This is a genomic window from Bacteroides sp. AN502(2024), assembly GCF_041227145.1.
Classification (GTDB): Bacteria; Bacteroidota; Bacteroidia; order Bacteroidales; family Bacteroidaceae; genus Bacteroides.
On sequence record NZ_JBGFSP010000003.1, the window covers coordinates 3,061,607 to 3,074,885 of the forward strand.

At 41.8% G+C, this 13,279-nt stretch carries 7 protein-coding genes; 5 read left to right on the forward strand and 2 right to left on the reverse strand.

Features of this window, described 5'->3' with window-relative positions; genetic code table 11:
- Positions 1-147: 147 nt before the first annotated feature.
- The 5 genes from AB9N12_RS11870 to AB9N12_RS11890 all read left to right on the forward strand — a co-directional run bounded on the left by AB9N12_RS11870 (position 148) and on the right by AB9N12_RS11890 (position 10,670).
- Positions 148-2,316, forward strand: a complete 2,169-nt coding sequence (locus AB9N12_RS11870) for a DNA topoisomerase 3 (protein ID WP_369892262.1) — start codon at positions 148-150, stop codon at positions 2,314-2,316.
- A gap of 898 nt (positions 2,317-3,214) precedes the next feature.
- The gene (locus tag AB9N12_RS11875) at positions 3,215-4,495 is read left to right on the forward strand and encodes an IPT/TIG domain-containing protein (protein WP_369892263.1); all 1,281 of its coding nucleotides are present in this window, start codon (positions 3,215-3,217) and stop codon (positions 4,493-4,495) included.
- Positions 4,496-4,516: 21 nt separating this feature from the next.
- Positions 4,517-7,597, forward strand: coding sequence for a SusC/RagA family TonB-linked outer membrane protein (locus AB9N12_RS11880; RefSeq protein WP_369892264.1), 3,081 nt, complete (start codon positions 4,517-4,519; stop codon positions 7,595-7,597).
- Positions 7,598-7,609: 12 nt separating this feature from the next.
- Positions 7,610-9,625 (forward strand): RagB/SusD family nutrient uptake outer membrane protein, encoded by a 2,016-nt coding sequence (locus tag AB9N12_RS11885; RefSeq protein WP_369892265.1) that lies wholly within the window; start codon positions 7,610-7,612, stop codon positions 9,623-9,625.
- A 31-nt stretch (positions 9,626-9,656) separates the two neighbouring features.
- Positions 9,657-10,670, forward strand: a complete 1,014-nt coding sequence (locus AB9N12_RS11890) for a BT_3987 domain-containing protein (RefSeq protein ID WP_369892266.1) — start codon at positions 9,657-9,659, stop codon at positions 10,668-10,670.
- A gap of 132 nt (positions 10,671-10,802) precedes the next feature.
- Here AB9N12_RS11890 and AB9N12_RS11895 read toward each other — a convergent pair whose 3' ends face one another.
- Together AB9N12_RS11895 and aroC are read right to left on the reverse strand one after the other, a co-directional pair.
- Positions 10,803-12,164, reverse strand: coding sequence for a dipeptidase (locus AB9N12_RS11895; protein ID WP_369892267.1), 1,362 nt, complete (start codon positions 12,162-12,164; stop codon positions 10,803-10,805).
- Positions 12,164-13,240 carry a chorismate synthase gene (gene aroC / locus AB9N12_RS11900; RefSeq protein WP_369892268.1) on the reverse strand — a complete coding sequence of 359 codons (1,077 nt, stop codon included), beginning with the start codon at positions 13,238-13,240 and terminating at the stop codon, positions 12,164-12,166. The genes AB9N12_RS11895 and aroC overlap by 1 nt, the downstream gene beginning before the upstream one ends.
- Between the last annotated feature and the right edge of the window lie 39 nt (positions 13,241-13,279).

Below are 13,279 nucleotides of genomic sequence, written 5' to 3' on the forward strand. Positions count from 1 at the left end.
TCCACTAGGTCTTTTGTTTTCACTTCGAAACAAGGGCATTCTTTTCTCTGATCTATGACTTTATGGACTTTTTTCTCTCTTCATGCGGTCAATGAGAAATAATCGTGTAACTTTGTAAGCTGTTAGAGTAAAGATAAGAAGGAAAAAATGATAGTTTGCATAGCCGAAAAGCCATCTGTAGCACGCGATATAGCCGAAGTACTCGGAGCCCACACTAGAAAAGACGGATATATTGAAGGAAACGGATACCAAGTGACCTGGACATTCGGACATCTTTGTACCCTGAAGGAGCCACATGAATACACGCCTAATTGGAAATCGTGGAATTTAGGTAGCCTGCCAATGATTCCTCCACGTTTCGGCATCAAGTTGATAGAAAATCCTACCTATGAAAAACAGTTTCACATTATTGAGGGACTGATGCAGAACGCAGATGAGATCATCAACTGTGGCGATGCCGGGCAGGAAGGAGAATTGATTCAGCGTTGGGTGATGCAGAAAGCCGGTGCGCACTGTCCGGTGAAACGTCTGTGGATTTCTTCATTGACGGAAGAAGCCATCCGTGAAGGTTTTGCGAAACTGAAAGATCAGGCCGATTTTCAGTCACTTTATGAAGCTGGACTTTCCCGTGCAATGGGTGATTGGCTATTGGGAATGAATGCTACCCGTCTTTATACCATTAAATATGGTCAAAATAAACAGGTGCTCTCTATCGGACGTGTGCAAACGCCTACTTTGGCATTGATTGTCAACCGTCAGTTGGAAATTGCCAATTTCCAACCCAAGCAATATTGGGAACTAAAAACAAACTATCGAGATACTATTTTCTCCGCCCTTATTCGCAAAAGTGATGAAGAAATAGCGGCAGAAGAAGAAAAAAACGGTGGAAAAAAGAAAATGGACAATCCGGGTATCGATCCTATCACCAATCGTGAAGAGGGAGAAGCCTTGGTAAAACGTATCAAAGACCTTCCTTTTGTTGTAACCAGTGTTGGTAAGAAAGACGGAAAGGAATACGCTCCGCGTTTGTTCGACTTGACTTCCCTTCAGGTAGAGTGTAACAAGAAATTCGCCTATTCTGCCGATGAAACACTGAAACTGATCCAATCTCTTTATGAGAAGAAAGTAGCTACCTACCCGCGTGTCGATACCACTTTTCTGAGCGATGATATTTATCCGAAATGTCCTGGTATTTTGAAAGGACTTCGTGATTACGAAGTATTGACTGCCCCGTTGCATGGTGCTACGTTGCCTAAATCGAAAAAGGTATTTGATAACTCGAAAGTGACGGACCACCATGCCATTATTCCTACCGGAGTTTATGCTCAAAACCTTACCGATATGGAACGTCGTGTTTATGATCTGATAGTCCGCCGTTTTATAGCAGTATTCTATCCAGATTGTAAGATTTCTACTACTACCGTGATGGGTGAGGTGGATAAGATCGAATTTAAAGTCACCGGTAAGCAAATCTTAGAACCGGGCTGGCGTGTGGTATTTGCTAAAGATGTGAAAGACACTGCTGAAGAAAAGGACGACGACGATGAAAATGTTCTTCCTGCCTTTATAAAAGGGGAGAGCGGTCCTCACATTCCCGACTTGAATGAGAAATGGACGCAGCCACCAAGACCTTTTACGGAAGCGACCTTGCTCCGGGCTATGGAAACCGCCGGAAAACTAGTCGATAATGATGAACTTCGCGATGCACTGAAAGAGAATGGTATCGGTCGCCCTTCCACCCGTGCCGCTATAATTGAAACGTTGTTCAAACGAAATTATATCCGCAAGGAAAAAAAGAATCTGATCGCTACACCGACAGGAGTAGAATTGGTGCAGTTAATCCACGAAGAACTTTTGAAATCAGCGGAATTGACAGGTATCTGGGAAAAGAAATTGCGTGAGATAGAAAAGAAAACATACGATGCCCGCCAATTCCTTGAAGAATTGAAACAAATGGTTTCGGAAATTGTAATGAGTGTACTTGCTGATAATACTAATCGTCGCATCACTATTCAAGATGCGGTAGGTGTCAAGACCGGGGAGAAAGCAAAGAAGGAACCTAAAAAACGAGAACGGAAAGTGAACGTGTCAAAAGAGAAAAAAAAGAATTCCGAGGCAGGAGAACCGAAAGAGGTAAAAACAGAAGCATCACCGTCTCCTGTTGCTACTCCTGTCTTTTCTCCGAGTAGTATCCCGGACTCTTTAGTCGGACAGCCCTGTCCGGTTTGTGGTAAGGGAATTATCATAAAAGGGAAAACAGCCTACGGGTGTTCGGAATGGAAAAATGGATGTACATACCGAAAAACATTTGATTAGTTTTAGTCATATAAGGTTTAACTAAAAGGCACTTTGTTTCGCGCCTTGAAACACTTGGTTTTCACGCCTTGAAACACTTGGTTTTCACGCCTTGAAAAACAAGAATTACTCTTTATTTTTCAAAAAATAGGCGGTGACAGATGAGGTTTTCCTCCATGTTTCAGCATATTAATCTTTTGCTAGGGCTTTCTTTCATTAAAAAAGTGGCAACTAAACACCGACTTTCAAACAAATTGATTTTTAATGTTGCTTTTCTTGTCATACCGAATTCGTATAGACTGAAAAACAGAAGCCTGATCAATGTCTAAATGAGTAGTCTGTAAATTAGCACATTGGTAAAATCCATCATTGTTTTAATGGAAAGTTCCGTGAAAAATAATAATAAAATAATTTATTATGTATTGTTATATAATAAAATATTGTATATTTGCATCCGATAATATTGAATATTTTTCAAGAAACAAAACGAATATATAAAAATAAATACAGAAAAGAACATTTAAACATTCAAACAATATTTGAGGTGCTTATTTTTATAACCTTTTACTTAATTTCAAGTAGAAAACTTAGTAACAAACAAGGATATTCGACTAATTTGTATTAACTAAATCAAGAATGCTGATGAAAAGAAAACCTCCGCTGACCTTATGAATTATGGATTTTGGAAATGAAAATTCAAAAACAAAGGCAAACATGTTGATACTTCAAAGGAGTGTCAACAGGCTTATTCTTTAAAATCGATTCCGTCCAGGTCTAAGAAACTGATGGATTTCGATTAATTGTTAACCTTTGATCTTAGTTTAAAAGTTTATTTGATAATCTTCCCTTTCATAGTATAGGGTAAGAAATTGGTAAACTATAAAATAGGATCATTAATTTAATAAATGAAATAATAGTAATGAGAAAAACATCTTTGGTAACTATTTTATTTGCAATGCTGGTAACCTTTCTTTCAGCATGTAAAAATGATTCAGAAGAAGGTGGCACAACAGGCAAACCTTATGATCCCAATCAACCGATTAAACTAATCTCTTTTTACCCTGAAAATGGGGGAATGGCAACGAAAGTTATTATTAATGGAGAAAATTTCGGAACCGATCTTTCTCAGATAAAAGTATTCTATAATGAGAAACAAGCGGCAGTGGTACGTTCCATAGGAACTAAAATTTATGTCATTACTCCCCGGCAACCGGGAGATAATTGTACTATTACAGTAGAAGTGGGTAAAGATAAAGCCAGTTTTGAACAGCAATTCTTGTATAAGACACAGGTTACTGTAAGTACGATTACGGGAACGCCGCGAACGGAAGTAAATGCTGTTGACGGAACTCTGGCGGCAGCCCAATTCGGATTGACTCATTTTATTTGCGTAGATCGTGAGAAAAATATATTTGTTTGTGAAAGGTCTGGCTACCGTTTACGCCAGATAAATGAGCAACAAAATATGGTAACTACATTAGCTACAAATATTACAGCTCCATTTATTCCAATGGTTGAAACAGAAGGGCAGAAAGTCTTTTTACCACTTTGGGTACAAGGAGGTAATTTATTACAATTTGATCCGGAAACACAATGGACTAAAAAACAGGTGAAACCGCAGAATGTAACATTAGATCAATACATATCTGCTGCTGTCAATCCGGAAGATAAGCTGGTGTATATAAAGGCATTAAATGGAAGCTTGGCTAAAATGGACCCCAAGAGTAAGGAAGCAGAACTGGTTGCTACGGGACTGGATGAGGGTTGGACCTATGATGCTATCTGTTGTTTTGATAGTCTTGATCCGGATGTGCTCTATATTTGTTATCGGAGTAAGCATTGTATTTATCGCTATGAACTTTCTACCGGAAGTTATGAATTGTATGCAGGGGCGAGAGAAGATCCGGGTTATGAGGATGGAAAACGTTTGAACGCACGATTTAATGTCCCTTCACAGATATGTTTCGACTTAGACGGAATCATGTATATTGCAGATTCCAATAATCATTGTATCCGTTCGATTGATCGGGAAGGGGTGGTAAGTACTGTAATTGGTGTTCCAGGCAGAGCTGGCTATGTAGATGGTACACCGGATGACGCTTTATTTAATGAGCCTTGGGGAGTAGCTGTGGATGAAGAAGGTACAATTTACATTGCAGATACCAAGAATAAATGTATTAGAAAACTTGCTATTCAGTAATCTGTTTATCACTAATTCAATATGAGAAAATTATATATTATTCAAATTTTACTTTTATGTTGTTTGGGCGTTATGGCCCAAAAAGCGGAGAAATCGCTGACTATTTCGGGTATAGTTGTCGATAAGTCGTCCGTTAAGGAACCGATTATCGGTGCTAATATCTTTTTGAAAGACCGTCCGGGCGTAGGTACAACGACCGATTTGGATGGTAGGTTTAAAGTTCAGGCACATAAAGGAGACGTGCTGATCGTTAATTATATCGGATATGATAAGATAGAATATCTCGTTACAGATAGCCAAACAAACTTGATTCTTAAAATGACTCCTTCTGCTACTGCTTTGGACGAAGTTGTAGTGGTGGGTATGGGAACCCAACGTAAAGTGAGCGTAGTAGGAGCTATTACAAGTGTGGATATTGGGGATCTTGCTGTTCCGGCTACTTCGCTGAATAACTCTTTGGGAGGTAGAGTACCGGGAGTTATATCTATCCAGTCGAGCGGTGAGCCGGGGAAAAATATCTCGGAATTTTGGGTGCGCGGTATAGGAACATTTGGTGCTAACAGTTCGGCTTTGGTGTTGATTGATGGTTTGGAAGGTAATCTGAGTCAGGTCGATCCTGCTGATGTAGAGAGTTTTTCTGTTTTAAAAGATGCTTCTGCAACGGCGGTTTACGGTGTTCGTGGTGCTAACGGAGTAATTCTTGTAACGACCAAGCGGGGTACAGTAGAGAAACTCAAAATTACAGCCCGTGCCAATTTTACTATTTCACAGTTGAAGCGGTTACCTAAATATTTGAGAGCTTATGATTATGCCAAGCTGGCCAATGAAGCCAGAGTCGTTTCAGGAGAGAAAGAACTCTATTCTCCTATGGAAATGGATTTGATCCAATATCAATTGGACCCGGATTTGTATCCGGATGTAAACTGGCAAGACGAAATTCTGCATAAGACTTCTTTCCAGCAGACTTATTATGTCAGTGCACAGGGAGGTGGCAGTATTGCCCGTTATTTTGTGAGTATGGGTATGTCGAAAGAATCGGCAGCATATATTCAAGACCCTGACAGCCGTTACAAGGCAGACACAGGATACAACACATATAATTATCGAACCAATTTGGATATCAATGTCACTAAGTCAACCATCCTCTATTTGGGTTTGGACGGATTTATATCCAATAAAAAAGAGCCGGGAATGGCTAACACAGATTTACTTTGGAATGCTCAGTCAATGTTGACTCCGTTGACTATTCCTACTAGGTTTTTAACAGGGCAACTTCCGGCTTATGGTGTCAACGATGCTTATTCACCTTATGTTATGCTTAATCATACGGGAATGGCTACCCGCGAGACTTACAAAAATATGGCGACTCTCGCTTTGAATCAGGATTTATCATTTCTTTTGAAAGGATTGAAAGTAAAAGTACAGGGTGCGTTGAATAGCAACGTGTATTATGATGAGACTCGTTTTGTAATGCCGGAGATGTATTCTGCTATCGGGAGAACGACTTCTGGAGAACTTCAACTGGCAAAGAAAGTTGATGCTCAAGCTGCTACATTTACTAAGAAATTGAATCATTGGCGTAAATATCATTTTGAATTTACCGCCAATTATGAAAGGTTGTTCAACGACAAACACAGGACAACAGCATTGCTTTACTACTATATGAGTGATGAGAAAGCGACTAAAGACATCACAAACAGTATGAGTGCCATTCCCAAACGCTACCAGGGAGTATCCGGAAGAATCACTTATAGTTTTAAAGATACCTATTTCATTGATGCAAACTTCGGTTATACAGGTTCCGAAAACTTCGAGCCAGGTAAGCAATTCGGCTTCTTTCCTTCGGGAGCTATCGGTTGGGTGCCGACAAACTATGATTTCATGCGGAAAGCGATGCCCTGGCTGGATTTCCTTAAAATCCGTTTCTCGTATGGGCAAGTAGGTAACGATCGTATTTCTAATAAACGTTTCCCTTATCTGACTATTATTAATTCTAATGCACCTACGGGCTGGGGAAGCGATTCCAATGGCGTAAACGAGTCTATCGTAGGTGCAGACAATCTAGCTTGGGAGAAATCCACCAAGGCAGACGTAGGTATTGAAGCGAAATTCTTCAAAGAAAAACTCTCTTTAGTGATCGATTATTTTAATGACCAGAGAAATGGTATTTTCCAGCAGAGAACTCAGGTACCCGATTTTGCAGGTATCATCACCATGCCTTATGGTAATGTGGGTAAGATGCGCAGCTACGGAGCTGACGGAAACATTTCTTATTCACAGGATATAGACAAAGACTTCTCATTTACGATCAGAGGAAACTTTACTTATTCGAAGAACGATGTGCAGAACTGGGAACAGGCTGATCCTAAATATCCCTATCAGCAGATAAGCGGTATGCCGTATGGCGTGCAACGTGGTTATATAGCATTGGGATTATTCAGAGACGAACAGGATGTGGAAAGTAGTCCGTCGCAGTTTGGGACTGTCCGTCCGGGTGATATTAAATATAAAGATGTGAATAGTGATGGACGTATAACGGAAGATGACCGGGTGCCGTTGGCATACTCTAACTATCCGTTATTGATGTATGGATTTGGTGGGGAATTCCGTTACAAGTCATTTACGCTGGCTTGTCTGTTCAAAGGAACGGGAAATACAACCTATTTTAAAGTCGGTAATGGCTATGAAATGGGATATATACCTTTCCACGGTGAAAAGACTGGTAATGTGCCTGTGGAAGCGGCTATTCAAGCGAATCGCTGGACACCCGCCTGGTACTCGGGAGATCCTTCTACCGAGAATCCTAATGCAGCATTCCCTCGATTGTCCTATGGCAAGAACGAAAATAATACCAAGCTGTCTACTTTCTGGAAAGACAATGCACGCTATTTGCGTCTACAGGAAATTAGCTTGACTTATAATCTGAAGACCAGAGGATTTGTAAAAAGACTGGGGATACAGTCATTCGATTTTCAATTGGTGGGATATAATCTGGCAGTCTGGAGCGGTGTGAAAACAGTGGATCCGGAACAAGCACAGAAAATGGGGCGTGTATATCCTATTCCTGCCCGCTACGCATTTCAAACCTATATCCATTTCTAAACAATGCATGATATGAAATATTTTAAAAGATTAATGATAACGCTATGTACAGCGTTCTATTTTTGCTTGTCCTCCTGCAATTATTTGAATGTGGATGAGTACTTTGCTGATACATTGGGATACGATTCTATTTTCCAGAATAAAATGAATCTTCAGAAATATTTATGGGCTACGGCTGCTTTCTTCCCTGACGAGGGCGCTATCTGGGGCGGTGCTTATACACCGGGTGTTACCGGTTCGGATGAAGCCTTTGTGCAATGGAACACGGGTGAATTTCCCGGAGTAACATTTGTTTTGGGACACACGACTCCCGACAACTTGGGAACGATGAACAACTGGGCACAGATGTATAAAATCATTCGTAAGGTTAATATTATTTTCAGCAGAATCAATGAATGTAAAGACCTTACAAATATAGAACAACGCGAGATTCTAGGCTATGCACATTTTATGAGAGGATATGCTTATTATAATTTGCTTCAAAACTTTGGTCCTGTCATTCTTGTTGGAGATGAGCCGATGAATACCAATGAATCTCCTGCATACTATAATAGGGAAAGAGCAACGTATGATGAATCGGTAGATTATATCTGTAACGAACTGGAAATTGCTGCAAATTATATTCCTTTGCGGGTGACGGTATCTCAATTCGGGCGTCCTACACGCGGAGCTGCGTATGCGCTGATTGCTCGCTTACGGTTGCAACAGGCAAGCCCCTTGTTTAATGGAGGAAGTGCGGCGAAAACGACTTTCGGAGGTTGGATGCGTAAATCGGATAATGTTCCTTATGTCAGCCAAACTTATGACGAACAACGTTGGGCGGTAGCTGCGCATGCTGCTAAACGGGTAATTGATATGGATATGTACGAGTTGCATACCGTAAAAGATGACAAGTACACACCGGAATTGCCGACCAATGTATCAGACGTAAACTATTACACAAAGAATTTCCCAAAAGGGGCTTTAGGGATTGATCCTTATAAGTCTTACAGCGATATGTTTACGGGTGAATCGACCGCTACCAAGAATCCGGAATATATATGGGGAAGAACATCCACCAGTCTTCTTAATTATACCCGGCACGCTTTTCCGGTGGGGGTAATGAGAGGATATAATGGAATGGCTGTTCCTCAGAAGTTTATTGATGCTTACTATATGGTTGATGGTAGAGATCGTACCAATTCGAGTGACGAATATCCATATCAGGAAGACGGATTCACTTCTGAAGTGAAGTCTTTCTCTGGATACCAGTTAAAGAGCGGTGTTTATAATATGTATATAAACCGCGAACCGCGCTTCTATGCATCGATAGGTTTTAGCGGTTGTTTCTGGCCTTGTGCCTCTACGAGTGAAGCTGTGAAGAAAAATGTCTATGTCTATTATTGGAAAGGTGCCAGTGGTTATGGAGCTTCCGGAAAGGATAAAGCGATAGGTTCCGGTGACGCCAACAATTATCCGGTGACAGGGTATGTGATGAAGAAATATGTCCATAATGATGATGCATGGAGTGGCACCGATGCAACGGTATTACCTAAATCATTCCCCATTATCCGCTATGCGGAAATATTACTTTCGTATGTAGAAGCATTGAATAATCTGACTGGGTCCCATACGGTGACTTTCAGCGATGAAAGCACGGGCATTTATACTCGCGATATGAATGAAATGGCGAAATACTTTAATATGGTTCGCTACCGAGCGGGTTTGCCGGGCTTGACTACCGATGAGTTAAGTTCTGCCGATAAAATGTTCGACATCATTGTGAGAGAACGCATGATTGAGTTCCTTCACGAGAACAGACGTTTTTATGATGTCCGTCGCTGGGGTATTTACTTGGATACGGAAAAAGAACCGATTGTAGGTATGAATACGGACGGGTTTGAAGATGAATTTTTCCAAAGGACAACGGTCAATCATCTTTTTGCACGTACCAGAGTGGCCGATAAGAAAATGGTCTTTCTGCCTATTCCCCGTTCTGAATTGCGGAAAGTGCCATTAATGGACCAGAATCCGGGTTGGGATAATTAACGGGAACTATAAATTAAAATTTGATATGAGAATGAAATCAATAACAAAATATATGATGTATGGTGCCGTGTTAATGGGATTGACAGCGTGCAATGAAAATTCAATATTTGAAGGTGAGCTATACAAGAAGGTGGTGTATGTGTTAAGTGAAACGGACTTGACGTTTCCGGCCACTCATTCGCTGAATACTCCGGTCTCCGTTGGGTATATAACCATTTACGCAGGTGGTACGCGGGCTATTGATCAGGACGTGACCGTAACGTTGGAAGAAGATCCTGACTTGATTGATAAGTATAATCATGATAACTTTGACTTGGACGAGGATAAGTACGCCAAAGAACTGGATCCTTCCAGATATACAGTTAAAAGTTATACTGCGGTGATGAAAGTTGGCGATCAGGACCCTTATGTAAAGTTGCCTATTGAGGTCAGGACCGAGGGATTGTCTCCCGATTCCACTTATCTGATTCCTTTACGGATTGCCAGTTGCACTCCTTATGAAGTGAATAAGGATAAGTCGCGGGTGTTGTACAGGGTGTATATTGAAAATGATTTTACCAGCCAGAAAAGTCCTTTGACATTATTTATGAGGGGCACTCAGTTGCGGGAAGATGATACAAAGCCTACACAGATATCGGCGAATAAGATTCTATATCCCTTGTCGAAACGAGGTGTGAGATTGAATGCAGGCATTGAAAACAGTGCCAATAAAGCAGAAGAGGAGTTGATAAACAAGTCGAGCCTTATCATGGAAATTGGTGAGGAGGAACTGACTTATATCGATGGAACCAAGTATAATACTCTTATGCTAAAACCTTATAAATCTGAATTGATAGAGGTCGTACAATTACCCGGTACGACTGATGATGATGAAGCATTGTCTGTCCAGCAAGCAAACAGATACATCACCGTAGACGGAGTTACCCGTTTTTATCTTTCTTATAAATACCGTACACTGAAAACTGCTGCAATCGGCGACGCACCTGCCGAATGGAACTCATGGATCGAAGTTTATGAGAACATGAAAGTTCCTACTGACGACTAAGTTCGTTTGTAATGAACGATTGGTTTAAACAAGGTAAAGGCTTATTCTTTTGAATCCCGTATACGTGATAGTTATAGTATTCAGAATAACGTATACGGGATTTTTTTATGTGTATGTTGTCTGTCTGCTTTATCATCCGGCATATTCCTGATGAAATTTGATCACAGCTTCAATACCTTTCCTGAAAATATCCAGTGAGAAGTTTTCGTTTGGCGAATGGATCGCGTCCGATTCCAGACCGAATCCCATGAGTACAGTTTTAACTCCTAAAACCTGTTCAAAAGTAGAAATGATAGGAATGCTGCCGCCACGGCGTACAGCCAACGGCTTTTTCCCGAAAGCTACTTCAAAACCTTTTTCGGCAGCCTGATAGGCTGCAAGTGAAATCGGGCAGACATAGCCCTGTCCACCGTGCATCGGCGTTACTTTCACTTGAACCGTTTCCGGAGCAATACTGAGAATATAATCAGCGAACATCTGCGAAATCTTATGATGATCCTGATGCGGAACTAGTCTGCAGGATACTTTGGCATAAGCCTTTGAAGGGAGCACGGTCTTCGATCCTTCTCCCATATACCCGCCCCAAATGCCGCATACATCAAAAGACGGACGACAACTATTGCGTTCCAGTGTACTGTATCCTTTCTCTCCGAAAAGTTCTTTTACGCCGATTGCCTCCTTATACTTCTTTTCATCGAAAGGGATATGAGCAATCATTTCACGCTCGGCTTGCGGCACTTCTTCCACATCGTCGTAAAATCCGGGGACGGTGATTCGTCCGTCTGCGTCCGTCACCTTGTTGATTATCAGGCAAAGCACATTGATAGGATTGGCTACCGCACCACCGAAGTGCCCGGAATGCAGGTCACGGTTCGGTCCTGTTACTTCGATTTCCCAATAAGCCAGTCCACGCAGGCCGGTGGTTAAGGACGGCAGTTCGGCTCCCAGCATACTGGTATCCGATACAAGGATGACATCAGCTTTCAGCAACTCTTTATGTTCTTCGCAGAAAGCCTCCAGGCTGGGAGAACCAATTTCTTCTTCACCTTCGAAAATGAATTTCACATTATTTTTCAGCAAACCGTTCTTGACGAGATATTCGAAAGCTTTCACCTGAATGAATGATTGTCCTTTGTCATCATCTGCTCCACGTGCCCAAATATGCCCGTCCCGTATTTCTGGTTCAAACGGTTGGTTCTTCCAAAGTTCTAGCGGTTCGGCTGGCATCACGTCATAATGAGCATACACCAATACGGTCTTTGCAGCCGGATCGACGATCTTTTGAGCAAAAACAATCGGATTGCCTTTTGAGGGCATAACCAATGCTTCATCTGTTCCGGCTTCAAGTAGCAACTGTGTCCAACGTTCCGCACAGGCCAGCATATCATCGTGATGTTCCGGCAGAGCACTGATGCTGGGGATGCGGATGAGGCTGAACAAGTCATTTATCATTTCCGGTTCGTGCGCTGCTATGTATTTTTGAATTTTGTTCATTACAGTTGTGTTGTTTTATCCAGTAAGTAATAATCGAGTATGGTCATGGCAGCCATTGCTTCTACGATAGGTACAGCACGGGGAAGGACACAAGCGTCGTGGCGTCCGCGTGCTTTCAGAGTGGTGTCGATGCCGTCAATGTTGACAGTTTCCTGTTCCATCAGCAACGTTGCAATCGGTTTGAATACTACACGGAAATAGATATCCTGACCATTACTCAATCCTCCCTGGATACCTCCGGAGTGATTGGTACGTGTCTCAATCCGTCCGTTGTTATTATAGAAAACATCATTCTGTTCGGAACCTTTCATTTTCAATCCCTTGAATCCTACACCGTATTCGAATGCTTTAGCTGCGTTGATGCTTAACATTGCATTTCCCAAGGCAGCGTGGAGTTTACCGAAAACAGGTTGGCCCAATCCGATGGGACACCCTTTAATGACGCAGGTTAGTGTACCTCCGATGGTGTCTCCCTCGCCCTTTACCTTATATATAAGGTCTGCCATTTCTTTTGCTTTTTCAGGGTCTGGGCAACGTACATCGTTGGTTTCTATCAGGTCGAAGTTGTAGTCTGAGTAAGTACCCTCGAGCTTGATAGGACCCACCTGAGAGGTATAGGCAGTGATGCTGACTCCCAGTTGGCGAAGTGCTAACTTGGCCAGTGCACCGGCTACAACGCGCGAAATTGTTTCGCGTGCAGAAGAACGTCCGCCACCGCGATGGTCACGGATTCCATATTTCACTGTGTATGTGTAATCAGCGTGTGAAGGACGATATACATTTTTCAGATTGTTGTAGTCATTGGAATGCTGGTTTTCATTCCAAACGATAAAACCGATAGGACACCCGGTTGATTTCCCCTCAAAGATGCCTGAAAGAAACTCCACTTTATCAGCTTCTTTACGTGGGGTAGTGAGGATCGATTGTCCCGGGCGGCGGCGATTCAGTTCTTGTTGTATAAATTCTTCGTCGATGATAATTCCTGCCGGAAATCCGTCAATCACTCCTCCAACTCCTTTTCCATGGGACTCACCGAAGCTTGTGAGTCGAAAGATATTGCCAAATGAATTAAACATAGTTGTGGCTTTAAAATTTACTATATGCAAATATAACAA